The sequence below is a fragment of the Glaciecola siphonariae genome, assembly GCF_042652645.1.
Taxonomy (GTDB): Bacteria; Pseudomonadota; Gammaproteobacteria; order Enterobacterales; family Alteromonadaceae; genus Glaciecola; species Glaciecola siphonariae.
Genome location: NZ_JBHSGU010000029.1, coordinates 83656 through 108900 on the forward strand (window position 1 = coordinate 83656; position 25245 = coordinate 108900).

Below are 25245 nucleotides of genomic sequence, written 5' to 3' on the forward strand. Positions count from 1 at the left end.
GTTATGTTGTTATTCTGAAGCTGCTCTTTTTTCGCTCTCGCTTTCATAAATTAAAAGCGGTTTGGATTCGCCTTTAATCACAGTCTCATCTATAACTACTTTCGCTACACCTGGATTTGAGGGCAAGTCATACATCGTTTCAAGCAGCACTGCCTCAACAATTGAGCGCAAGCCCCGCGCGCCGGTTTTACGCGACATTGCTTTATGAGCAATCGCTCGAAGCGCGTCCTCTCTAAATTCTAGTTCGGTATTCTCTAGGGCAAAAAGTGCGCCATACTGCTTAGTGATTGCGTTCTTAGGCTCTTTTAATATCTCAATCAGAGCATCTTCGCTAAGCTCCTCAAGACTTGTAACCACCGGCAAGCGTCCGATAAACTCAGGAATAAGTCCATACTTCACCAAATCTTCTGGTTCAACATCTTTAAATAACTGAGTGAGCGCCTTTTTCTCCTTAACGGTTTTCACTTCTGCGCCAAAGCCTATTCCCGTGCCGGTAGCGCTTCTTTGTTCAATAATCTTGTCGAGGCCGGCAAAGGCGCCGCCACAAATGAACAGTATTTTAGAAGTATCGACCTGCAAAAACTCTTGCTGAGGATGCTTGCGACCGCCTTGAGGAGGAACAGAAGCAATGGTACCTTCAATAAGCTTAAGCAAGGCCTGCTGTACGCCCTCACCCGACACGTCGCGCGTAATTGAAGGATTGTCTGACTTGCGTGAAATCTTGTCGATCTCATCGATATAAACAATACCACGCTGTGCTTTTTCAGGATCGTAATCGCATTTTTGCAGCAGTTTTTGGATGATATTTTCAACGTCCTCACCCACATAACCTGCTTCAGTCAAGGTGGTGGCATCGGCCATTGTAAAGGGTACATCTAACAAACGCGCTAAGGTTTCCGCAAGTAGCGTTTTACCGCTGCCCGTTGGACCAATAAGCAAAATATTACTTTTGCCTAATTCAACCCCTTCATGCACATCACCATTGCGTAAGCGCTTGTAGTGGTTGTAAACAGCAACCGCCAATACTTTTTTGGCGTGCTCTTGCCCAATCACATAATCGTCAAGATGTTTGTGTATCTCAGCCGGTGTGGGCAATGCGTCTGCTTTTTGTTTCGGTGAGATTTCTTTTATTTCTTCTCGAATAATATCGTTACATAATTCGACACACTCGTCGCAAATAAAAACCGAAGGCCCGGCAATTAGTTTACGTACTTCGTGCTGGCTTTTACCACAAAAAGAGCAGTATAAAAGCTTGTTATCGCCCTCTTTGTTTTGGTCATCACTCATAATATTTGCCTTTGTTGCTTGGGTTACTTTTTACCCACATCTTCTCTGCTAGTCAACACACTATCTACCAAGCCATAGTCTACCGCTTCTTCTGGGGTAAGAAAGTTATCTCTGTCAGTATCTTTAGCTACTTTTTCATAATCCTGACCCGTGTGCTGGGAGTAAAGGCGATTCATGCGCTCTTTAGTGGCCAAAATTTGCTTGGCGTGAATTTCGAAATCCGACGCTTGACCTTGGAATCCGCCCAAAGGTTGATGAATCATTACCTTTGAATTAGGCAAGCAATAACGCTTACCTTTTGTACCTGCACTGAGCAAAAACGACCCCATACTTGCCGCCATACCCATGCACACCGTGCTAACGTCTGGCTTTATGAAATTCATAGTATCATAAATGGCCATACCCGCAGACACTGAACCGCCCGGAGAGTTAATGTACAAGAAAATATCTTTTTCTGGATTCTCGGCCTCTAAAAACAGCATTTGCGCGACAATTAGATTCGCCATGTGATCTTCAACTTGGCCGACTAAGAAAATAACGTTTTCTTTTAACAATCGAGAATAGATATCGTAAGAGCGCTCTCCACGAGAGGTCTGCTCTACAACCATAGGAACGAGTGCATTGTTTATGTCTGGGATGGTATTATTCATTTGGTCTCTTTTGTGTAAAAAAAATGCCCGGATAGTCCGAGCATTTAATCAGTTGATAACCTGTTAAGTCAATCACTCAGGCAATAAATTAAGCCTTTTTGTTCATAACTTCATCAAACGCTTTTTTAACTTCTTTTACTTTCGCTTGACTTAATATGGTATCGATTGCTTGCTCTTCAAGGGCAAGATTCTGAATTTGCTGGAGCAATTCTTGATTGTTTTTGTAGTATTCAACCACTTCGCTAGGATCTTCATACGCAGATGCAGTTTGTTCGATCAACGCATCAACACGCTCTTGCTCAACTTCAAGTTTGTTATTTTTTATCACTTCACCTAGCAATAAACCTACGCTTACACGGCGTTTTGCATTGTCAGTAAAGAGGTCTGCTGGCAATTCAGGCATGTTCGCCGCGTTGCCTTGCTGAGCAAAGCGTTGTTTAGCCTGCTCACGAAGTGCATTCACCTCTTGCTCAACTAATGCCGCAGGCAAATCAAGCTCGTTGTTTGCTAAAAGTGCTGCAATCACGTTCTCTTTTATTTGCGTTTTCAAGGTTTGGTCAAGTTCACGCTGCATATTACGTTGAACTTCTTCTTTAAGCGCCTCTACGCCGCCTTCAGTCACACCAAATAACTCTGCGAACTTGTCGTCAACTTTTGGTAAGTTCAAACCCTCTACCTTGGTCACTGTAATAGCAAACTCTGCATCTTTACCCTTCAAAGCTTCCGCGTGGTAGTCTTCAGGGAAGGTCACTTTTGATACTACTTCGTCACCGGTTTTCGCACCTACTAGCGGGTCTTCGAAACCTGGGATCATTTGACCCTTGCCAAGCTCTAGAGGGAAGTCTTCAGCTTTACCGCCATCAAATTCTTCACCATCAATCGTGCCAACAAAATTGATGTATACCTTATCGCCATCTTTCGCTTTGCGTTTCACTTCTTTAAAGTCAGCATGCTGCTTTTGAAGTGTCTTCATCATTTCCGTTAAGTCTTTTGCTTTGATTTCAACAACGGGCTTTTCAACCTCAATTTTATCAAGACCTTTCACTTCCACTTCTGGGTAAATTTCAAACGTTGCGGCAAATTCTAAGTCTTGACCATCTTCGTCTTTAGTTAATGCGAAGGTTGGCATGCCAGCAGGATTAATCTTTTCCTGCATAATGGCTTCATAAAAATTACGTTGCATCACTTCGCCCGCTACTTCTTGACGGACCGCAGCACCAAAGCGCTTTTTAATTACACTGACAGGTACTTTGCCTGGACGAAAACCGTTGATACGTTGTGTTTTTGCTAATTGTTGTAAACGTGCTTTTACCGCAGTATCTACGGATTCAGCTGGAACGGTTATAGTAAGACGGCGTTCTAACCCTTGAGTCGTCTCTACAGACACTTGCATTCTTCTACCTCAACTATGCGCTCATCCGCGCGTTGTGAAATCATATGTAACCAAAGCTACAATGGCGAGAGCGGTGCATAAACATAGCGCTCCCGTGTTAAAAAAGGACGCCAGATTATACAGAGAGGATATGATTGAGTCGAGCGCTTTACTGCGTTTTATGCTAAATAAATTCGCTTTCTTTTTCGCCACGCAGATTGCGCAGTGAGTTTTGCAATAAGCTGGGCGGTGACTCGGGCAACAACTAGCTCAGCCGCTCACCGCTTAGAATGTAAGTGAAAACAACGAAATAGAGCTGATACACATGCATTAACGTGAGGAATCAAAACACGTTAACCCGAGTTTAATCGAGCTTGATGAAGCCTCTGTCGGGTAACCTACGCCCCCAGTACCAACAATGTATCCAACTTGCTGGAAAGAATATAAAGGATAACACCAGAGACTGAATAACTACTGCCGCATGAGCGTCAGTTTTGTTTTTTGCCGATTTATAACTTAACACCACCATCAACGCAGCGTTCATTAAAAGAACTAACCCCACCAGTGCGGAATCCCACTGTAGCCACTGCATAAAAACCCTCTTACATCGATATAGAAGAGTATGAGTCTTGCTGAACAAGTTAGTTCAATCTAAAGCGCTAAAGCGATGCGCAGTGCTTGATCATGTGTAGATACTACAAGAGGCCCACAAAAAAGCCGGCGATTGCCGGCTTGATTTTGTACTTCGTGAAAAACGCTTTGTTTAAAACGCTTTCTTTAAAAAAGGTGCAAAGAGCGCTCTGCCGCGCGTCTTATCACCTAATCAACATTACTCTTTTGGCAAAATTACGCTGTCTATTACGTGAATTACGCCGTTGCTCGCAGCAATGTCAGTAGCCGTTACCGTAGCGTTGTCTACCATTACGGTACCGTCTTTCACCGTCACTGTAATGTCTTGACCTTGCAAACTGGTTGCAGAACTTACTTTTACTACATCGGCTGCCATCACTTTTCCAGCCACAACATGATATGTTAATATTGCAACTAGCTTATCTTTGTTTTCTGGCAATAAAAGGCTTTCTACTGTGCCGGCTGGCAATTTTGCAAAAGCTTCATTAGTTGGCGCGAATACAGTAAGAGGACCTTCTCCTTTGAGCGCATCGACTAGCCCGGCAGCTTTCACAGCTGCAACTAGCGTTGAAAAGTCTGGGTTAGAAGCAGCAACATCAACAATGTCTTTTTTCATTCCATGGTTGTGCGCGCTTGCCACAGAGCTTATTGCTAAACTTGTGAACAATATTAACAATGCCGTTTTGATATTTAATGTTTTAAGCAGTTTCATGGTATTTCCTTTTTATGAAGTTAGGTTTTTATGATGATGCACTGCTGTTGCGAAAACGTACTCCCGCTCATATCATCTTGCATCACTGAGCATTGATACTTGAGCGTGTCATGTTTCGGACTCATTGTTAAATTAGTTTAATTTTTCGCCGCGAATATCTAGAGCGCAAATAATAATTTGATAGAAAAAGTACTGAGGAAGTTCTAATAAAAAATGGTCGGTGAGATAGGATTCGAACCTACGACCCCTTGGACCCAAACCAAGTGCGCTACCAAGCTGCGCCACTCACCGATTTATTTTGAAGATTCATTGATGGTGCGGAAGGAGAGACTTGAACTCTCACGCCGTGAAGCACTGGAACCTAAATCCAGCGTGTCTACCAATTCCACCACTCCCGCGTAGATATAAAAGAAAAGTGGGGTGGACGATGGGGCTCGAACCCACGACAACCGGAATCACAATCCGGGGCTCTACCAACTGAGCTACGCCCACCACTGTTCTTTCTTTATTTTTACTCGTACCAAGACGATGGCGCGTCCGGCAGGATTCGAACCTGCGACCACCCGCTTAGAAGGCGGGTGCTCTATCCAGCTGAGCTACGGACGCTCTTCGAATCGTATCCGAGTAAAAATGGTCGGTGAGATAGGATTCGAACCTACGACCCCTTGGACCCAAACCAAGTGCGCTACCAAGCTGCGCCACTCACCGACAGTGTAACGAAATCTATGTGTAAAAGCCCTTCGCTACGGGGGGCGCATATTACCGAGTTGCCGTATTATCGTCAAACGTTTTTTACCGAAATCCCTTCTTTTTTTAAGCTTGCTCAAAAACCCAACAAAGCCCGATATTATTTAGCCTATATTTCAATCGCTAGTCTGTTAAGTTTTAAACTGTTCAGTGAATTTAATCTTATCATCAGATACAATCACGCCATGTTAACTATTCGCTATTTGATACCATGCGCGCACAATTAATTGACGGAAAAAAGATTGCACAACACGTTCGACGCGTTGTTGCCTCCCACGTTGAGACTTTAGCAGAAGCCGATAAACGATTGCCCGGTCTTGCGGTAGTGCTAGTGGGCGCCAATCCAGCCTCTCAGGTGTATGTCGCCAACAAAACAAAAGCCTGCGAAGAAGTGGGCTTTGTTTCAAAAGAATATAAATTGCCGCCAAGCACTAGCCAACAGGCTTTACTCGATTTGGTAGACGATTTGAACAATGACAATGAAATAGACGGGATTTTAGTTCAGTTGCCCCTACCCGCAGGCTTAAACGCTGAAGAGATTTTAGAACGCATTACGCCTAATAAAGATGTCGATGGCTTTCATCCTTACAATATTGGTCGTCTAGCACAGCGAATGCCTGCACTTCGCCCGTGCACGCCCAAAGGCATTATGACCATGATTGAATCTACCAAAAGACCGGTAAAAGGTCTGCATGCGGTCATTGTAGGAGCATCAAACATTGTGGGTAGGCCCATGGGCTTGGAACTCTTGCTTGCGGGCTGTACGGTCACGACTTGTCATAAATTTACGCAAGACCTAGCCGCGCATGTCATGCGCGCCGATTTATTAGTGGTCGCTGTTGGAAAGCCCAATTTTATACCCGGTGATTGGATAAAACCGGGGGCTATTGTGATTGATGTAGGCATTAACCGCTTAGACGATGGGAGTTTAACGGGCGACGTTGAATATGAAATCGCCAAAGAAAGAGCTGGCTGGATAACTCCCGTTCCGGGCGGAGTGGGTCCTATGACCGTGGCTAGCCTGATTGAAAACACGCTAGAAGCATATGTGAAATATCACAGCAACGGACCGGCAGATAAAGCATGAACACCGACCATCCAAATGAAGATGTAAACAAGGTTATTAGTACCACACTTGCCTGGCTCGACGCGGTAATTATCAACGAGCAATTTTGTCCCTTTGCTAAACCCGTTCGCGATAATAATCAAATTCATTTTGCGGTTGCACAACAAAGCGACACCGCTTCACTGCTTCGACAGGTAATTGCAGAGTGCGATAATTTAATGCGCCACGACAAAGTTGAAACAAGTTTGCTTATTTACACCGCAGCGCTTGGTGATTTTGATGATTATCTTGATTTTCTAGACATGGCGAATGAGTTGTTAGAAAACGCCGGGTATGAGGGCGTATTGCAACTTGCAAGTTTCCATCCTCAATATGTGTTTGATGGCGAGCCCGCCTCCTGCCCTAGCCATTACACAAACCGTTCGCCGTATCCGATGCTGCATATTTTGCGAGAAGATAGTATCTCTCAAGCACTGATAAGTTTTGCATCTCCCGAAAGCATCCCTCAACGCAACATTGCGCATGCTAAGGCCTTAGGCAGAGCGTTCTTCCTACCGTTTGTTCATCACACCACCGATAAAAAGTAATCGCCGGTGAGTGCTGAAATTAAGCCTGTAGGGCATATTTTTACCCCTTTTACACAAAAATTTGGCATTCCCCGACAAGGGGCAGGGCTGAGCATTGCCCGTGGTGAGCTGGTGTTTGAACCCGAAATTAATGCCGAGGAGGCCTGCGCCGGTATTGTTGAGTTTTCTCATTTATGGCTTATTTTTCAATTTCATCAACATGCTGATAAACCTTGGTCAAATAAAGTGAGACCGCCACGATTAGGCGGCAATAATAAGATAGGCGTGTTTGCAAGTCGTTCTAGCTTTCGTCCAAACGGTTTAGGCATGTCGGTGGTTAAGTTAATAGACGTTGGCGTGAGAAGCTTAAAGGTAGAAGGTGTAGATATGATTTCTGGTACACCTATTTTTGATATTAAGCCTTACATTGCTTATGCCGACGCGATTGACAATGCAAAGAGCGCCTACGCGCAAGATGCCCCTGAAAATACTTTAGCCGTTAAATATACCGAACAAGCACGACTTAAATTGAACGCGCTTAGTCAAAAATATTCAGATATCGTAGCGCTTATTGATGCGGTCGTTGCTAGTGACCCTCGTCCTGCATACAAGCAAAAGAAAGCCGATGAAAAACAATATCATGTGCGCATTTACGATGTTGACGTGTTGTTTACCATTAGCGCTACGCAAGCCAGTATTAACGATTTGATTGTTGTTAAACCAAGTTAATTCACCTAAAAGTCAATAAATAGGCTTTAGTCCTTGGTATTGCGCTGATAGAATTTACCGATTGACCATTTAAAAACAATAAGAAGACTATGCGCACCACTGAATATTTACTGGCGACTCAAAAAGAAACCCCTGCTGATGCTGAAGTGATCAGCCATAAACTCATGCTGCGAGCTGGCATCGTTCGTAAGTTGGCGTCTGGACTCTACACATGGCTTCCAACAGGCCTGCGTGTTTTAAACAAAGTTGCTGCCATTGTACGCGACGAAATGAATAAAGCCGGTGCAATTGAAATTAGCATGCCGGTTGTTCAGCCTGCCGATTTATGGCAAGAATCTAAGCGCTGGGAAGAATACGGCCCCGAACTCTTGCGAATAAAAGACCGGCACGAACGTGACTTTGTATTAGGTCCAACCCATGAAGAAGTGGTAACCACCCTTGTTAAAAACGAGGTGAGCAGCTACAAACAGCTACCGCTTAACCTGTATCAAATACAAACCAAGTTCCGTGACGAAGTGCGACCACGTTTTGGCATTATGCGCTCTCGCGAATTTATCATGAAAGACGCCTATTCCTTTCATATCGATGGTGAGTCACTAGAACAAACCTATCAGCGCATGCATCAAGCTTATTGCAATATCTTTGAACGCATTGGCTTAGAATATCGTCCTGTAATTGCCGATAGTGGTTCAATTGGTGGTGCCGTATCGCACGAATTTCATGTGTTAGCCGATTCTGGTGAAGACGATATCGCATTTAGCGATAGCTCAGATTATGCAGCTAATGTTGAGTTGGCAGAGGCGGTATGTACCGATGCTCGCCCCGGTGCAAGCAAAGAAATGACTAAAGTAGCTACGCCCGGCGCAACCACTATTGAGCAAGTCGCTCAAATGCTCAGCATCGACAGTACGGCGTGCGTTAAAACGCTCATCGTTGAGGCGGCTGAAGACGCCCCTCATCCTTTTGTTGCCATTGTATTGAGAGGCGATCATCAATTAAACGATGTAAAAGCTAGCAAACATCCATTAATTGCATCGCCGTTTTCAATGGCCAAAGAAGAGGATGTAAAAGCGCACTTAGGCTGTCACTTTGGTTCAATTGGCCCGGTTAACTTAGCCCTGCCTATTTTGGTTGACCGCAGCGCTGCGACTTGTGCAGACTTTGTCTGTGGCGCAAATGAAGATGGCCAGCATTTTACTGGCGTTGACTGGGAACGCGACGTATCTGACTTTGAAGTCGTTGATTTAAGAAATGTTGTGCCCGGCGATGCCTCACCCGACGGTAAAGGCACCCTGCAAATCCGCAAAGGAATAGAAGTTGGCCATATATTTCAATTAGGTGACAAATATTCCCAAGCAATGAATTGCGGCGTACTGAGTGAATCTGGTAAACATCAAGTGCTACAAATGGGATGTTATGGTATTGGTGTAACTCGCATTGTAGCTGCCGCGATAGAGCAAAATCATGATAAGTATGGCATAAAATGGCCCCTTGCGATTGCACCATTTGAGGTTGCCATTATTCCTATGAATATGCATAAATCGCACAGAATCATGGAAACGGCATTAAAATTGTATGCAGACTTCATAGGAAGCGGTGTTGAAGTATTATTTGACGATCGCAAAGAGCGTCCAGGTGTGATGTTCAACGACATGGAATTGATTGGTATCCCACACAGCATTGTGATTGGTGAACGTAACTTAGACAACCAACAAGTTGAATACAAGAATCGTTTGACCGGAGAGAAAACACTTATCAATATCGATGAAGTGATTGCTTTCATAACCAATCAGTGAGGTAGTTGGTGCAAGTAACCTTTTATGGTGTGAGGGGCTCAATCCCCACGCCAGGCCCAGAGTACATGAAGTACGGCGGCAACACAGCCTGCGTTCATGTAGAGCTAAATGACGGCACCGACATCGTACTTGATGCAGGTACAGGTATTCGCCTTCTGGGCAAAAAGCTCGCGGCAAAGAAGACCCCTATCAACCTGTTACTGTCACACAATCACTGGGACCACATTCAGGGTTTTCCCTTCTTTGTCCCTATTTATCAACCCGGACGCGATATTATTATCACGCCGGGCATGACCAAACTAGAACAGCCCGACGCAGTCGTCAAACAAATGTCAGGTTCCTATTTTCCAGTCAGCAAGGACGTACTTGCGTCAAATATTTTAATTAAACGCTTGCCTTACGATATTACCGAATGGAATCTTGGCTCTGCAGTAGTAAAACGCCACCCAATGAACCATCCCGGTGGCGGAAGCTGTTATACTATTGAAGAAGACGGCAGCAAACTTGCCTATATAACGGATAATGAACTCTACCCGCCGTATAAAAAAGACACCGACTTTTTGGAATTTGTTAACTTTGCGAAAAACGCTGATTTGCTTATTCACGATGCGCAATATGTGGTACAAGACATGCCGGCAAAGCTTGGCTGGGGACATTCGGTAGCAGAAGAAGCGGTAAAACTAGCATTGGCAAGCTTCGCCAAAAAACTAGCCCTATACAGCCACGACCCTGAGCGCACCGACAAAGATATTGATGAGATTGTCGAGCATGCAGGAGAGATATTTGAAATTGGAGGCGCGGACGCTCAGTGTTTCGGCGCATATGAAGGTCAACAGGTCATCATTTAACGCACTTACAAGGACAGAAAATGTTTAAATCAATGGGCGTCACGACAATAAGTTTTGCTCTTTTTTCAACGATATCAATTGCATATGCTCAAAGCGAAAACGAGCAAAACGTCATAGAAAAAATTGAAGAATCAGTAGAGGCTGTTGTTGCCAATAATATCGACACCAGTTCAGATACCAAGTCGATATTAGATGCCAAAAGCGAGGCTGATTCGCTGGCAAACCGAAATCCATTTGCGATTACCCAACATCGATTCAATTATATTTTACCCGCCAGTTACGTGACCTCGGCAAATACCATCACAGTGGATGGTTTAAACGACGCCAACGTTGACCGCTACGAGGCAAAGTTTCAAGTCAGCGTACAGCTTCCTTTGTATTTGCAAGAACAAGCGAATAATGGGGTATTCTTTGGTTTCACTACCGTGTCGTTCTGGCAACTGTATAACTCAGAAACGTCTAAACCGTTTCGAGAAACCAACTATGAGCCAGAGGTTTTTTATCAATGGTCACCCGATTGGGACGTATTCGGCTTTCGATTTAATGGCGCGCAAATCGGACTTAATCATATGTCTAATGGGCAAGACGGTCTTAAATCCCGCTCTTGGAACCGCATAGTGGCCACTGCGCTTTTCAGTGATGAAGATGCCGCTTATTATTTGAAAACGTGGTATCGCCTTCCTGAAGACGACAAAACATCACCATTAGACCCAACTGGCGATGATAATCCCGATATTCTAGATTTTTATGGCCGTGTAGAATTGGGATTTGCCTATAAGTTCGGTAATGTCGATATGTTCGCTCGTATTCGCAACAATTTATCGTTTAACGACAACCGTAGCGGTATTGAGCTTAACTTTACCTACCCCATTAATGATAGATACGACGTACTCTTGCAGTATTTTAATGGCTATGGCGATTCCCTGATTGACTACAATCGGCATTTACAACGCGTAAGCCTCGGGGTCATGCTACGGTTTATTTAAAAACAAGGTAAGGTGGCGTCAAGCGCTGCGACTTGTATCTTTTTAGATGCATATACCGCTCAGTATGTCGCTCACTTACTCACCTGCTCGCTTGTTGGCGCATCATGCGCCTCACCCTCTGCCTGCTTGATTGCGTTTTCAATACGTTGCTGAATAAGAGGGTGTGACTGCATAAATTGTTCAGCTTCGCTTTGCTTGCCGATTTTTTCACCTAACTTGCGCATGGCATTTGCAAAATCTTGCGCAGACAGCCCAATGCTTGCCATATTTGCCAGCGCATAATTGTCAGCTTCCCATTCTAGCTTTTGAGTGAATTGATTTTGCACAATTGTATTGGTAACACCACCGAACATTTCCAACAATCCACTCACATCACCAAAAAAATAACTTAAGGCCAGTGTCGTTACCAATGTTTCTGCAATTAAGCGCATTGAGTGTTGATGTTCAACGTGACCGATTTCATGCAGTAATACAGACGTTAGCAGTGCTTTGTCTTTATCAAATAATTCTACAAGTTGGTCGGTAAATACAATTGTGCCATCTGGCAGGGCAAACGCATTCGCGCCAAGCTTTGATGAATCGCGAAACTGAATGTTAAAAGACCTGCCCGAGACGGGAAGCAAAGCTATTTTTTGCCGCCAATACTCCCCCAGCGCTTCTTGCTCGTCTTTGTTGAGTTTTGACGGATTTAATACAGCCTTATCAAGTGTCCAAAGTGTTTGCTGCGATACAACCTCAATCGCAGCATCAGGCACGGCATCTGCAAACACCACAGCTAATTGCGGCAATGCATATTTAAACATGACAAAAATAAACAGAGGCACAAGCACTAAAGACAAAACCGTCATCTTTGATGAGCGTTCAAATTGGTCAATTCGGCTTGGATTTGCGCCCGCCAACCATGCATCTACATCTTTAGATGAGGGCATTGTGAGCAGACCCTGCTGCGGTAAGTGTACCTCCCGCGGCAGACCTCCAAGTTTGGGCTCCACACGACAATCCTGCAGCATCGCTTTATGCAGAAGTTCTCCGCTTCTATCTTTTATCAGAAGCGTGTTATGTGCATCGAATGAAACCTCAACCTCAATGCACCGAGACCCACCCTGCGGATAAAACTGGCCTATTTCAGCAGGCATAAGCGTATTATCCTATCGAAACATCAACGTCGAAGATGCTCGACACTTCATCGCCTACGGCGTTCGCTGACTCTCCCGCACCCGCCAGCACCTCTTCATAACCGGGCAAAATTTCTACCTCAGTTGCCTGCGAAAAGAAGATTGCGTTTCTGACCTTTATCCAAGGCATGGCAAACCCAAGGCTTACTATCAGAAGTGCAAAATTAACCAAGCGCAATTTGATAAGCCCGCCCATTTTTACGCTCGATTTGAAACTTGCAACGCCGTCGATGTCAGTGTTCGCAAACACATGATTACGTATAAGTGCTTGATAAAACGCAGATGCGATTGCAAAAGTGAAGATGTAGGAAATCATTACCCCAATGGAGATCATCAGTCCACCGCTTTGCTCGTCGATAAACTGTGAAAGCGCAAAACCAATCAAACTGCCCAATGCCGCGAGGGCAATGATAGATAGCAGACCAATTACCACAGCGCCGATAGATGCCATATAATACTCACTATTATCTAGCGAAGTATTAAATTCCCTATCGCCGTAAGTCATATTCTCGTAAATAAATTCGTCTACTTTTTTAAATAATAATGGGTATAAAAAGCCCAAAGTAAAAAGTGCCAGAAGTCCGTAACCTACAAAAACAGCGATGGCTCGAGCATAACGAATAGTAAAGCCAAACCGTACATTTCGATAAGCGGTCATTCGCATCTTGAAACGCAAAGATAAGCACACGAAAACAGGCGTGAGTACAAATATCAAGAGAATAAAAAAGCCTGCTGCCACCGGACTGAAGACCGTTAGAAGGTAGTAAGCAACAAACAACAACAAACCGATGGCTCGTCCGATTAGAATTTGAATAGGCTTTGCTAAATACGCAAGACGGTGTCCATCTATATCCACATTCGAATATAAATAGCGGTTATTTCTGACCGTCGCCCATGCTGAATATACTCCGAAAGTGACAATACTGAGTAAAAGGTTAACAATCCAAATCTTAAAGAATTCAGACCCGCTTCCTAAAAATTTAACCGGCACTGTTCTTAAAATTTGTTTATGAGCTTGTGTTGTATTGGTATTGGTGCCCGCGCGCTCTCTTTTACTATCATGCTCACTACTGTGTGTTCCGTCAGCGCTGCGCTGGGCAATTATTTGGTCGATTAGCGCCAGTCTTTCTGGATAAATATCAGCGTCTATATTAGCTTTTGCGGCGATGAGTTCGTCGAGCGTATAAGCGCTGAAATCGGGGATATTAGATGGATCTTGCTTGTGGTTTGACATACTGCGTCCTTGTTATCTTTAAATTTCATCCGTGATGCATTTATCATAAATACAGGCGCGCAGCGTATGCTGCGACCTATACAATTTAAGATTACACTAATTTTTAAAGACGCAAAAGCATAAATTCAATGCTTACTCCCACTCAATAGTAGCAGGCGGTTTGCCGGATATATCGTACACCACACGAGAAATACCGTTTACTTCGTTTATTATGCGGTTTGATACGCGCCCAAGAAACTCATAGGGAAGATGTGCCCAGCGAGCTGTCATAAAATCGATGGTCTCAACTGCTCTAAGCGATACCACCCAGTCATATTTGCGCATATCACCCATCACGCCAACCGAGCGAACAGGTAAAAACACGGTGAAGGCCTGACTCACCTTGTGATAAAGCTCAGCTTTATGAAGCTCGTCAATGAAAATGGCATCGGCCTTTCGTAGCAAGTCGCAGTACTCTTTTTTAATTTCGCCTAGTACGCGCACGCCCAAACCGGGTCCGGGGAAAGGATGGCGGTAAAGCATATCGTAGGGTAGACCTAGCTCTAAGCCTATTTTACGAACTTCGTCTTTAAACAACTCTCGCAATGGCTCGACTAAACCCATTTCCATATCATCTGGCAAGCCGCCTACGTTGTGATGCGATTTGATCACATGCGCTTTGCCGGTTGCCGAACCTGCCGATTCAATAACATCAGGATAAATAGTACCTTGTGCTAGCCACTTAGCATTGCTGAGCTTTTTCGCCTGCTCGTCGAACACATACACAAACTGGTTGCCGATTATCTTGCGCTTCTTTTCTGGGTCATGTTCACCCGCCAGTGCGTCTAAAAAGCGCTGCTCTGCGTCCACCTTTATGATGTTTAGGCCAAAATGATCGCCAAACATATCCATGACCTGCTGACCTTCATGTAAGCGCAATAATCCGTTGTCTACAAAGACACACGTTAACTGACTGCCTATGGCTTGGTGGAGTAACATAGCCGTAACGGATGAGTCAACACCTCCCGACAAGCCTAAAATGACTTCGTCATTACCCACCTGCTTTTTAATCCGTGCTACGGCATCTTCAATAATAGCACCAGCAGTCCAGAGCTTTTCACACCCGCAAATTTGCATCACAAAATGCTCTAGCACTCGCATGCCCTGTTTAGTATGGGTTACCTCAGGATGAAACTGCACTCCGTAAAATTGTTTTTCTAAATTCACCATCGCTGCATGCGGACAACTGGGCGTTTGCGCAATGGTTTTAAAGCCAGGGGGAATTTGACTCACTTTGTCACCGTGACTCATCCAAACATCAAGTAAGGCATTACCGTTCGCGCCAATTTCATCTTCAATTTTTTCAAATAATGCGGTTGCCTCTAAGAGTTCGACTTGTGCATAACCAAACTCGCGTACATCAGACCCAAGCACTGCCCCGCCTAATTGGTGTGCCATGGTCTGCATGCCGTAACAAATGCCGAGCACCGGAACGCCCGCATTAAACACATATTGCGGCGCTCGCGGCGAATTTGCTTCAGGCACTGACTCCGGGCCGCCTGATAAAATAATGCCGTCGGGGGCAAAATTACGAATTTGTTTTTCACTGACATCCCAAGCCCAAAGCTCGCAATACACGCCAATTTCTCGTACCCGACGCGCAATGAGTTGCGTGTACTGAGACCCGAAATCAAGAATCAAAATTTTCTGGCTGTGGATATTTGCCGACATGCACTATTTCCTAAAAATATATTTTTATAAATGCCTAAATTAAAAAGCGCAGCCCATTGCTGCAGCTTTTTAAATGTACGTTTAATTGCTGTTGCACACTCAAGAACAACAACTGGGCTGATACCCCGCCTAACCTAATCGATAATTAGGCGCTTCTTTGGTAATGCTTACATCGTGAACGTGAGACTCCCCCATACCGGCTGAAGTAACCTTCACAAACTTGGGTTTAGTGCGCATTTCTTCAATCGTGGCGCAGCCTGTTAAGCCCATCGCCGAGCGTAAACCGCCCAACTGCTGATGGATGATGTTAGCAATGGGGCCTTTGTAAGCTACCCTACCCTCAATGCCCTCTGGCACCAGCTTTTCAGCGTTGTTGCTGTCTTGGAAATAACGGTCAGATGAGCCATGGCTTTGATTCATCGCACCTAAAGAGCCCATGCCTCTGTAAGATTTGTAATATCGACCTTGATAAAGCTCTACTTCACCTGGCGCCTCTTCGGTGCCGGCAAGCATGCTGCCCACCATGACCGAGCTTGCGCCCGCCGCTAATGCCTTTGCAATGTCGCCAGAGAAGCGTATTCCACCATCTGCAATGACAGGAATCCCCATACCGTCAACCGCAGACACCGCGTCTGAGATTGCCGTTATCTGCGGCACGCCGCAGCCCGTCACAATGCGGGTTGTGCAGATTGAGCCGGGGCCTATGCCCACCTTTACCGCATCAACACCAGCGTCTGCGAGCGCTTTCGCACCTTCTGCAGTAGCAACATTACCTGCAATAAGCTGTAAGTCAGGATAGGCTTGACGAACCGCTCTTACGCGCTCAATAACGCCTTGTGAGTGACCGTGCGAGGTATCAATAAGCAGTACATCTACGCCAGCCTCCACCAGCAAGCGGATACGCTCATCAGTCCCAGCGCCTACGCTTACCGCGGCGCCAACGCGCAATCGTCCTTGGGAATCTTTACAGGCGTTTGGTTTACTTTTAGCCTTTTGGAAATCTTTTACCGTGATAAGACCTGTTAAGCGATATGCATCATCCACTACCAAGATTTTCTCTATGCGATGCTCGTGCATTAAGTCCATCACTTGGTCGGGACCGGCGTCTGCGGTGACGGTTACCAGTTTTTCTTTAGGCGTCATTACCTTGCTAATAGGCTCCACTAAGCGGTTTTCAAAGCGTAAATCACGCCCTGTCACCAAGCCTATTAGATTATTTTCTTCATCTACAACCGGAAAACCGCTATAACCAAGTTGCTTGCTAAGGGCAATCGTATCGCCAATAGTCGCGCTTGGTTTGACCGTTACTGGGTCTTGAACAACACCACTTTCATATTTTTTGACGCGCAAAACGTGTTCAGCCTGTGCTTGTGCCGTCATATTTTTATGAATAAATCCAATTCCACCCTCTTGGGCAAGAGCAATGGCGAGATTTGCTTCGGTAACAGTATCCATAGCAGCCGACATTAGCGGCATATTTAGGGTGATACCCTTCGTTAATTTTGTAGACAGATTGGCAGTGTGAGGAAGGACCGTCGAGTGCCCGGGCACCAAGAGTACGTCGTCGAAGGTTAAAGCTTCTTTTTCGATGCGCAGCATGCAATTTTACCTGTGTTAGTAGGGGCTTAATTGCGGTGCAATTGTAGTGTTTTTTTGTAACTGGGTAAACTACAATCAACAAAATGATGCAATAAATTTAGGTGCTTATGTTTGCCACTCCGAGTCAAGTGAGTATTTTATCTGTTAGTAAACTCAACCGCTTTGCTAAACGCGTGCTAGAGAGCGAAATAGGTCTGGTTTGGGTAAGCGGTGAAATCAGTAACTTTGTGGCGGCTAGCTCTGGACACTGGTACTTTACCTTAAAAGACAGTCAAGCGCAGGTGCGCACGGCAATGTTTAAAGGGGCCAATCAAAAAGCGGGCTTTAGACCTAAGGCCGGAGACAAGGTCGTAGTGCGCGCAAACATCAGCTTGTATGAGCCGCGCGGCGACTATCAACTGATTGCACAACACATAGAGCCCGAAGGTATCGGGCAACTAAAACAAGCCTACGAAGCACTCAAGCTAGCATTGCAGGAAGAAGGCTTATTTAACCAAGAGCATAAAAAGCCCCTGCCAGAGCGCGTCACAAAGCTCGGCGTGGTGACCTCTCCCACTGGCGCTGCTGTGCATGACATTTTGCATGTTCTTGGCAGGCGCAATCCGGCAATTGAAGTCATTATCTATCCTTCCCTTGTACAAGGAGAAACTGCGGCCGCCTCTATCGTAAAACAAATTGAAATTGCTAACGCGCGTAACGAGGTAGATGTTTTAATCGTTGGCAGAGGGGGCGGCTCACTTGAAGATTTATGGCCATTCAACGAACAAGTGGTCGCACGAGCAATATTTGCTTCGCGCCTACCTATTGTATCGGCCGTTGGGCACGAAGTTGACGTTACTATTGCAGATTTTGTTGCTGATTTTAGGGCGCCAACACCCAGTGCTGCTGCCGAAAGCATCAGTCAAGATGCACAGGTATTGATGCGAAACATCGAGCAAGCACGCCAGCGATTGCAACAGTCTATAAGGCACCGTTTTAGAGACGCTGCCCAAGGACTAGACATTTTACTGGCTAACTTTAATGCCGCTAGTCCAATACGCGACATCAACCGACACCAACAGATGCTGCAAAGCTTGCAAAATCGCTTGAACGCGAGCCATCCTAAAACCGCAATAATGACCAAACAGGAGCGCCGTGAGCAGCTTGCAACTCGCTTGCAGCGCGCGTTTAACGAATATTTAAATAACGCAAATGCAAAGCACAAACAAAGCACTCTGCAGCTAGCACAGTGCAATCCAAGCAAGGAACTTAAGCAGTACGAGCGACATGTTTCTCAGCTCAGCGCTCGAATGCAGAGCGCACAAACTGCTTTGTTAACCCGACTTGAGCGTGCACTAGGCGCAAAAGCCGACCTGCTAAATTCAGTCAGCCCTTTGGCCACGATGTCACGCGGCTACAGCATTACTTATTGCGATGATCAAATATTAAGAAGCGTTGATAACATCAGCAAGCACGATACTGTTGTGACTAAGCTCGCTGACGGCGAGATAGTTTCGTCTGTCATATCAACAAAACCGGCCAAGTGACTTACTTGTTTCATAATGCATTGATTTTCAAAACCTTGTTAAGATTGTGTGAATCACATGCTAATGTTAATCTATAGGTTCAAATATGTAGCAATTTTCAACATATAATAAACAATAAATACAGTGGATGTAGTCATGGTGCAGATAGCCAAGTTTCCCCCAAAATTGTTAGGCCAGCTCGGCTTTAAAATTCGTCCTCTTCCTAATTTCTTTTTTCTACTTTTTGCCAGTTTCGCTGTTTTAAGTGCAAGCGCAGTGAGCTTTTCATCGCACGCCATCGACAACAGTCAATGGCCCGTATTTGCTGCAGAACTAAGTGAAGCAACAATTCAAGAGTGTCAAAATAGGCAGTGCACACTCAATGCCCTTACCCATGAAGACTATGCCAAAGCGTTAAGCGCTCACCCTCTAAGCGACGAGGTATTTGAGGCTTTGAGTTTGTCTGAATATGAGCTATTGATCAGTAGCGCAATCAAAATAGATGACGAAAAGATATCCACCCTTTTACTTGAAATGACCACAAGCTGGCGCGGAATCCCCATTGACGACTACACACAATGTGTGAGCGTTGACAAGAGCATCGAAACAAGCACCGAATCTATTATCAATGCCTGGGTTGAATATGTGCAGAGCCAAAATGTGTTTGATGCTCAACGTATTTATCGAGTGATTGGGGCAAGCGACTATATGCAGCAGCTAACGCTGCCAGACAAAATCGGAGAGTTTGTATTTATGGAAACGGCGCTTTATCACGACCCTCTGCAGGGCAGTATTTCTCGCTATGTCCATCCTCAATATGCAGATGCCGTCGTCGATATCTCTGTTTATCCTGTATCTCCGTTTGTTCATCAGCAAATCTCGTCTATTGCTGCGAGTGACTCACCATTGGCGAGTGAAATGGAAAATGAAAAGTCTCATATTAAAAGTTTGATTCAAAAAGCGAAGGTAGAAGACTACAAAATATCTGATATTCAGCCTGCCAATATTCACTCATCTAAGGGAGATGTAAGTGGTTTGTCTTTAGAGGTAGCTCTGCAAACGACGGTCGATCCGATATACAGCACTCAGTTCTTGTTTACCCAAAATGATAAATTCATCAAGCTAACGGGCAATCTTCCCAAGCACATGATGCTAGCGCTTGTAGAGCAGTCTATTGGTGAGATAAGAGTACCGCAAGAATCGCTATTTATGCAGTCAATGCGACAGCATTAAGCTATTAGGTTACTGGGCGGTTGCGCAGAATAGCGTAGCGGTACCGTTTTTAAAAGCTTAGGAAAACAAGCAGTTGGCGAGCGTTTTTTGCACGTCGCTCGCTAATTTTGCGGCAATTTCAACCTTCAGTGGGTCACTTTTACCCGACATCCAAATGCTCAATTCGCAATCGGTATCAAAACGACCTGCCGTTTGCACGTTAAAACTTGTAATCGCTTTGTACGGCACACTTAAATAGTCTATTTTTTTGCCTGTGAGTCCTTGCTTATCAATAAAGATGAGTCGTTTATTAGTAAAAACATATAAGTCTCTTACCATTTTATAAGCATGGACAACCTGTTCGTTATCGGCCATCACCGGCGCTAATTCTTCGGCTACTTCATGTGAGTCTACGTCGCTGGCGTTGCCCATTAAGGCGTCTAATAATCCCATATTGATCTCCTTTGATGATTTTCCAAGTGCAAGCTTATTTCTTTTGCTTATGAAACGCCATCAAACGTTTTCGTTTTCGCTCTTGGGCAAGTGTGAGCTGATTCTTTTTACCTTCAAAAGGATTAGCGCCTTCTCTAAACTCAATTTTTATTGGCGTGCCCATTATTTTCAGCGATTTACGGTAATAGTTCATAAGGTAGCGCTTGTATGAATCGGGTAGGTCTTTGACCTGATTACCGTGAATGACAATCACAGGCGGATTATACCCGCCTGCATGCGCATACTTCATTTTTACCCGACGACTGCGCACCAAAGGAGGCTGATGGTCTTGCTGTGCCATTTCCATAATATCGGTCAGCATTGCGGTATTGATGCGCTTAGTTGCCGACGCATACGCCTCTTGTACTGATTCAAACAAATGCCCCACACCAGTGCCATGTAAAGCAGATATAAAGTGCAGGCGGGCAAAGTCGACAAAACCCAAACGCCGGTCTAGCTCTCGCTTAATTTCATCTTTAACATGACTTTCAAGACCATCCCACTTATTAACTGCCATCACCAAAGAGCGTCCAGAGTTAAGAACAAAGCCCAATAAGCTCAGGTCTTGGTCGCTTATCCCTTCTCTTGCATCAATGACCATGAGCACCACATTAGCCTCTTCAATGGCCTGTAGCGTTTTTACAATGGAAAATTTCTCAATCGCCTCAGATACTTTTTTACGCTTACGCACGCCCGCGGTGTCAATAAGAATGTATTCACGCTCATCGCGCTCCATGGGTATGAATATACTATCGCGCGTTGTGCCCGGCGAATCAAACACGACCACGCGCTCTTCACCTAAAATGCGATTGGTTAGGGTTGATTTACCCACATTTGGTTTGCCTACGATGGCCAGTTTAATTGGGGAGTTTTGCAGCCTTTCTAATTTTTCTTGTGCGTCCTCTTCTTCTAATACCTCGTCTTGCTGTATGAGCATATCAGGGAAGTCTTTTTCTAAGGGCACAAAAACGTCATTGAGCAACTGCGTAATTCCTCTTCCTTGGGAGGCAGCTATCTGAAACAGGCTTTCAAATCCCAATGAATAAAAATCAGCACTTTCGCTGTCCCCGTCAATACCATCGACTTTATTGGCAACTACGTGAATCATCTTATCTTGCTTGCGTAAGTGCTCAGCGATGCCAATGTCCGCAGGGGTCAAACCCACTCTAGCGTCGACCATAAAAAGCACAACATCGGCTTCATCAATTGCCAACAGGGATTGCTGTGCCATGGCAGCATCTATTCCTTCTTCATCTCCGGTGATGCCGCCGGTATCAACAACTATAAACTGGCGTTCTTCGTATTTAGCTTGACCGTATTTGCGGTCGCGCGTAAGGCCCGGGAAGTCAGCTACTAGGGCATCGCGCGTATGGGTCAATCGATTAAACAGAGTTGATTTGCCTACATTAGGACGTCCAACTAGCGCGATTACCGGTAACATACTCTTCCTCTTTATTTAACTTGCGATAAAAGGAATTCATCCCTTTAAAAGTGTAAAAACGCCAATGGCAATACCATCGGCGTTCCTGATTTGTAGCTTTGCGTGGCAGTTATGGCGTAGAAATTACGCTAACGACGCCATCTCTAGTTTGCACAACCAATATGTTATCTTGGTAAACAGGCGCTGTGTAGATACCTTCATCTTCATCATCGTCTCCTACTTCCATGCGAGATACATATTTGCCTTCATCTTGGGTAAACCAGTGAAGAAAACCAAATTTATCGCCAACTACCAAGTAATCGCCAACCGGTGTCGGCTCTGTAAGATTACGGCGACGTAATTCCCCCGATGACCAGAGCTCAACCCCATTGCGTCTGTCTATTGCGTAAACATTTGAGTTGTTGTCGGTGACAAATAATCGATTACCAAAAATACTAATATTGCGATATGAGCCATACTCTCGACTCCACACTACCTGTCCTGTACGCAGCTCAACCGCAGATAATGTTCCGCCGTAGCTAACTACATAGACCGTTCCGCCAAACACTAAAGGCTTACTGTCTACGTCCACGATACGCTCTAACTCTGTGGCACCTGCTGGTTTTGCAATAACTTGTTCCCACGCGGTCAAGCCAGTATCGATAATACTTACTTGCAAACGCCCTGAAGCCTGACCAACAATCGCACCGCCATTTGCAGCAGCAGGGGCAGATACCCCTCTTAAACTCAAAGGAGGTACATCCGATTCGTTCACCCACTTCAGCTCACCGGTATTAGCGTCTAAGCCAACCAAGGTGCCGGCAACGGTATTAACAACCACGATACCAGAGTCGATGGCTGGAGCGGCAAGGACTTCACTAGGTACTTTTGTTCGCCACGCTATGCTGCCGTCGGCCTCGTTAATAGCAAGAACCTCACCGTTCTCTGTACCAATATAAAGACGTTGATAGCCAAGCGTAATACCGCCAGCCACTTTCGCCGATACTTTGGCAGGAAATAATCCGTAGAGATTTCCAATATAACTGCGTGTGGAACGAGTGCTTATATCAAGCTCCCATATTTCTTTGCCGGTTTGGGGAGAAAGCGCAACGATTGTGCCCTCTCGGTCAGCCGCAAACACTTTTCCGTAGCCCACTGCAGGCGATAATCGAGAAAAGTAATTATCGATGCCATCGCCGACGTCTTGCTGCCAAACTGTCTCGGTTTCAAAAGCCATTTCAATTTCCGGTAAGGTACGGATGGCAATTTCTTCTTCATCTGAAAACCAATTAGTTACGGTTGTACAGCCACTTAGTAAAAGGGCTAAAGCCAGTATTTTTACACTATTGTTCACTATTACTGCTCACTGCTTGCGTTCTAGCATATGCGATATTGTCGAGTTTCATTTTGATGGTTTGATTGCCAGGAAGTTCAACAAGCGCCAAATTATAAGCGGCTCTCGCTTCGTCGTAAGCACCTTGCGCGTACAAAACGTCACCTTTCAGTTCATTAACTTGGTCAGCAAATGCTGGCGCATTTACCGTCTCTAGTTGACTAATTGCCTGCTCGTATTCTGCAAGCTGAACATGCACTTTTGCTAGGCGTAACTTCGCCACATCTGCTATTTCTGACTTACCTTTTGCGGCGACAGACAGCTGAGCTTTTGCTGTTTCAAAATCATCCTCCAACACTGCTTGTTGGGCCACAATCATCGCAGCTAAGGCAGCATAACCGGTGTCAGAGTTGTCATTAACAAAGGCGCTTAAAGCTTGAATATCTTCGGTTTCAGCAAAGCTGCTAAGGCTGGTTTGATAGGCCTGAGACGCGCTTTCTTTTGCACTAATGACGCTATCGTTGTAGTAGCGCCAGCCCCATAAACCACCAAGGCCCAATACAGCGCCTAAAATAATGACTGTGCCGTTTTCCTTCCAAAATCGTTTGATTGCTTCAATTTGTTGTTCTTCGGTTTCAAAGCGTTCCATCTTGTCCTCTATATCGCATTGGTGGCATATTGCTGTGTATGCCAACTATCATCATATGTGTATTTATTGCTTGCTCACCGACCGATGCACAAGCGAGTGCACAAATTGGCGCAAAGTATATCCTATTTAACGCAGTCTATCTTCATCAATATTGTGGCTTTGCGAGCTTAACTAAATTTCTCTGAAAGCAAATTAAGCAGTTCAGGCATTGATAGCGTTTGTTGCGGGCTCTGCTCGCGCAAAAACTTCACGTCGAAGGTCTGCTCATTAAGCTCACTATCTGGCACTATAATCGCAATGTAGGCGCCAGATGCATCTGCCTTTTTCATTTGCTTTTTCATGTTTCCACCGCCGCAGTGCATCTGAACCCGCACGTGCGAAAGCTCATCACGAAGTTGCTCTGCAATCTTCATTGCACCATTTACCGATGCGTCCCCTGAGGCCATAACGTAGACGTCAGCCTTTACTAAAAATTCATCGCTTTGACGAATGCTCTCAATGAGCAATACCAAACGCTCTAAGCCCATGGCAAAACCCACCGCAGGTGTCGCTTTTCCGCCCAGTTGTGCCACTAGAGAGTCATAGCGCCCGCCAGCGCATATTGTACCTTGAGCACCCAACATATCAGTTACCCACTCAAAAACGGTGCGGTTGTAATAGTCCAAACCACGCACCAGCGACGGGTTTACTTCATAGGCAATGTTTAATGCGTCGAGTGATGCACAAAGCCCATCGAAATGCTGCTGGGATGCCTCATCTAAATGATCAATGAGTCGCGGCGCGTCTTTTAATAAGGCTTGTGTATTCGGGTCTTTAGTGTCGAGCACTCGTAAAGGGTTTGTGTGCAGACGACGCTTAGAATCCTCATCTAAATCGCTCTCTACACTCTGCAAAAACGCGACCAATCTCTCTTTATAAGCCGCGCGCGCCTCATTGCTGCCAAGCGAGTTTATTTGCAAGCTTACTTTGTCGGCTATGCCAAACGCTTTCCATAAACGCGCGCCCATCAGAATGACTTCTACATCTATGTCTGGGCCCTCAAGGCCATATGCCTCGGCACCAAACTGATGAAATTGTCGATATCGACCTTTTTGAGGACGCTCATGCCTAAACATGGGCCCCATGTACCATAAACGCTGCTGTTGATTATATAAAAGACCATGCTGGTTACCGGCTCTGACGCAGCACGCGGTGCCCTCGGGACGCAGAGTAAGACTGTCTCCGTTTCGGTCGTCAAAGGTGTACATTTCTTTTTCTACTATATCGGTGACTTCACCGATTGAGCGTTTAAAAAGCTCTGTACTTTCAACAATGGGAGTGCGAATCTCTTGGTATTGATAGCTGCTAACCAGCTGGCGGATTTGCGCCTCAACATACTGCCAAACGCCGCTTTGGGCAGGCACGCAGTCGTTCATTCCGCGGATTGCTTGAATATTTTTAGACACAAGACACTCAATATGAATTACAAAGCGCGTCATTATAAGGATTTTGACACGCCGGGTAAATTAAAAGCTCTTGTTAAATGCT

At 45.2% G+C, this 25245-nt stretch carries 22 protein-coding genes and 5 tRNA genes; 8 read left to right on the forward strand and 19 right to left on the reverse strand.

Annotated features, from left to right (window positions below; translation table 11 throughout):
• Positions 1-9: 9 nt before the first annotated feature.
• The 10 genes from clpX to ACFO4O_RS17155 form a co-directional block, all read right to left on the reverse strand.
• Complete coding sequence (gene clpX / locus ACFO4O_RS17110) at positions 10-1287, reverse strand: ATP-dependent protease ATP-binding subunit ClpX (RefSeq protein WP_382410755.1); 1278 nt, start codon at positions 1285-1287, stop codon at positions 10-12.
• 23 nt (positions 1288-1310) lie between these two features.
• A complete protein-coding gene (gene clpP / locus ACFO4O_RS17115; RefSeq protein WP_382410757.1) occupies positions 1311-1937 on the reverse strand; it encodes an ATP-dependent Clp endopeptidase proteolytic subunit ClpP in 627 nt (208 codons plus the stop codon).
• A gap of 88 nt (positions 1938-2025) precedes the next feature.
• Positions 2026-3330, reverse strand: coding sequence for a trigger factor (gene tig, locus ACFO4O_RS17120; RefSeq protein ID WP_382410759.1), 1305 nt, complete (start codon positions 3328-3330; stop codon positions 2026-2028).
• A gap of 343 nt (positions 3331-3673) precedes the next feature.
• Positions 3674-3901 carry a hypothetical protein gene (locus ACFO4O_RS17125; RefSeq protein WP_382410761.1) on the reverse strand — a complete coding sequence of 76 codons (228 nt, stop codon included), beginning with the start codon at positions 3899-3901 and terminating at the stop codon, positions 3674-3676.
• Between the two features lie 237 nt (positions 3902-4138).
• On the reverse strand, positions 4139-4651 hold the full coding sequence (locus ACFO4O_RS17130) for a fasciclin domain-containing protein (protein WP_382410763.1): 513 nt from the start codon (positions 4649-4651) through the stop codon (positions 4139-4141).
• A gap of 214 nt (positions 4652-4865) precedes the next feature.
• Positions 4866-4942, reverse strand: a tRNA-Pro gene (locus ACFO4O_RS17135).
• A 22-nt stretch (positions 4943-4964) separates the two neighbouring features.
• A tRNA-Leu gene (locus tag ACFO4O_RS17140) sits at positions 4965-5049 on the reverse strand.
• A gap of 18 nt (positions 5050-5067) precedes the next feature.
• Positions 5068-5143, reverse strand: a tRNA-His gene (locus tag ACFO4O_RS17145).
• A gap of 37 nt (positions 5144-5180) precedes the next feature.
• Positions 5181-5257, reverse strand: a tRNA-Arg gene (locus ACFO4O_RS17150).
• A 25-nt stretch (positions 5258-5282) separates the two neighbouring features.
• Positions 5283-5359 (reverse strand) — tRNA-Pro (locus tag ACFO4O_RS17155).
• 250 nt (positions 5360-5609) lie between these two features.
• Here ACFO4O_RS17155 and folD point away from each other — a divergent pair.
• The 6 genes from folD to ACFO4O_RS17185 all read left to right on the forward strand — a co-directional run bounded on the left by folD (position 5610) and on the right by ACFO4O_RS17185 (position 11389).
• Positions 5610-6485 carry a bifunctional methylenetetrahydrofolate dehydrogenase/methenyltetrahydrofolate cyclohydrolase FolD gene (folD, locus tag ACFO4O_RS17160; RefSeq protein ID WP_382410765.1) on the forward strand — a complete coding sequence of 292 codons (876 nt, stop codon included), beginning with the start codon at positions 5610-5612 and terminating at the stop codon, positions 6483-6485.
• Positions 6482-7051: a DUF1415 domain-containing protein gene (locus ACFO4O_RS17165; RefSeq protein ID WP_382410767.1), complete on the forward strand. Its 570-nt coding sequence runs from the start codon at positions 6482-6484 to the stop codon at positions 7049-7051. The genes folD and ACFO4O_RS17165 overlap by 4 nt, the downstream gene beginning before the upstream one ends.
• Before the next feature lie 6 nt (positions 7052-7057).
• The gene (gene tsaA, locus ACFO4O_RS17170; protein ID WP_382410769.1) at positions 7058-7759 is read left to right on the forward strand and encodes a tRNA (N6-threonylcarbamoyladenosine(37)-N6)-methyltransferase TrmO; all 702 of its coding nucleotides are present in this window, start codon (positions 7058-7060) and stop codon (positions 7757-7759) included.
• A gap of 89 nt (positions 7760-7848) precedes the next feature.
• Complete coding sequence (locus ACFO4O_RS17175; protein WP_382410771.1) at positions 7849-9555, forward strand: proline--tRNA ligase; 1707 nt, start codon at positions 7849-7851, stop codon at positions 9553-9555.
• An 8-nt stretch (positions 9556-9563) separates the two neighbouring features.
• The gene (locus ACFO4O_RS17180) at positions 9564-10403 is read left to right on the forward strand and encodes an MBL fold metallo-hydrolase (RefSeq protein ID WP_382410773.1); all 840 of its coding nucleotides are present in this window, start codon (positions 9564-9566) and stop codon (positions 10401-10403) included.
• Between the two features lie 20 nt (positions 10404-10423).
• Positions 10424-11389 (forward strand): phospholipase A, encoded by a 966-nt coding sequence (locus ACFO4O_RS17185; RefSeq protein WP_382410775.1) that lies wholly within the window; start codon positions 10424-10426, stop codon positions 11387-11389.
• 71 nt (positions 11390-11460) lie between these two features.
• On the opposite strand, the gene ACFO4O_RS17190 is transcribed toward ACFO4O_RS17185, so the two are convergent.
• The 4 genes from ACFO4O_RS17190 to guaB all read right to left on the reverse strand — a co-directional run bounded on the left by ACFO4O_RS17190 (position 11461) and on the right by guaB (position 17107).
• Positions 11461-12525 (reverse strand): M48 family metallopeptidase, encoded by a 1065-nt coding sequence (locus tag ACFO4O_RS17190; protein WP_382410777.1) that lies wholly within the window; start codon positions 12523-12525, stop codon positions 11461-11463.
• A 7-nt stretch (positions 12526-12532) separates the two neighbouring features.
• The gene (locus tag ACFO4O_RS17195; protein ID WP_382410779.1) at positions 12533-13798 is read right to left on the reverse strand and encodes a YjgN family protein; all 1266 of its coding nucleotides are present in this window, start codon (positions 13796-13798) and stop codon (positions 12533-12535) included.
• Positions 13799-13930: 132 nt separating this feature from the next.
• Positions 13931-15508 carry a glutamine-hydrolyzing GMP synthase gene (guaA, locus tag ACFO4O_RS17200; protein WP_382410781.1) on the reverse strand — a complete coding sequence of 526 codons (1578 nt, stop codon included), beginning with the start codon at positions 15506-15508 and terminating at the stop codon, positions 13931-13933.
• 129 nt (positions 15509-15637) lie between these two features.
• Entirely contained in the window at positions 15638-17107 is a 1470-nt protein-coding gene (gene guaB, locus ACFO4O_RS17205; RefSeq protein WP_382410783.1) for an IMP dehydrogenase, read from the reverse strand.
• A 107-nt stretch (positions 17108-17214) separates the two neighbouring features.
• Here guaB and xseA point away from each other — a divergent pair, with 107 nt between their 5' ends.
• Positions 17215-18633, forward strand: a complete 1419-nt coding sequence (xseA, locus tag ACFO4O_RS17210) for an exodeoxyribonuclease VII large subunit (protein ID WP_382410785.1) — start codon at positions 17215-17217, stop codon at positions 18631-18633.
• 135 nt (positions 18634-18768) lie between these two features.
• Positions 18769-19845 carry a hypothetical protein gene (locus ACFO4O_RS17215; RefSeq protein WP_382410787.1) on the forward strand — a complete coding sequence of 359 codons (1077 nt, stop codon included), beginning with the start codon at positions 18769-18771 and terminating at the stop codon, positions 19843-19845.
• 57 nt (positions 19846-19902) lie between these two features.
• Here the strand turns inward: ACFO4O_RS17215 and ACFO4O_RS17220 are convergent, their stop codons facing one another.
• From ACFO4O_RS17220 to hisS, 5 genes are all read right to left on the reverse strand, one after another.
• On the reverse strand, positions 19903-20277 hold the full coding sequence (locus ACFO4O_RS17220) for a PH domain-containing protein (RefSeq protein WP_382410789.1): 375 nt from the start codon (positions 20275-20277) through the stop codon (positions 19903-19905).
• Positions 20278-20311: 34 nt separating this feature from the next.
• Positions 20312-21757, reverse strand: a complete 1446-nt coding sequence (gene der / locus ACFO4O_RS17225; RefSeq protein WP_382410791.1) for a ribosome biogenesis GTPase Der — start codon at positions 21755-21757, stop codon at positions 20312-20314.
• Positions 21758-21866: 109 nt separating this feature from the next.
• Positions 21867-23090: an outer membrane protein assembly factor BamB gene (bamB, locus tag ACFO4O_RS17230; protein ID WP_382410793.1), complete on the reverse strand. Its 1224-nt coding sequence runs from the start codon at positions 23088-23090 to the stop codon at positions 21867-21869.
• On the reverse strand, positions 23080-23718 hold the full coding sequence (locus tag ACFO4O_RS17235; protein ID WP_382410795.1) for a YfgM family protein: 639 nt from the start codon (positions 23716-23718) through the stop codon (positions 23080-23082). The genes bamB and ACFO4O_RS17235 overlap by 11 nt, the downstream gene beginning before the upstream one ends.
• A 167-nt stretch (positions 23719-23885) precedes the next feature.
• Positions 23886-25163 (reverse strand): histidine--tRNA ligase, encoded by a 1278-nt coding sequence (gene hisS / locus ACFO4O_RS17240; RefSeq protein ID WP_382410797.1) that lies wholly within the window; start codon positions 25161-25163, stop codon positions 23886-23888.
• Positions 25164-25245 lie beyond the last annotated feature (82 nt).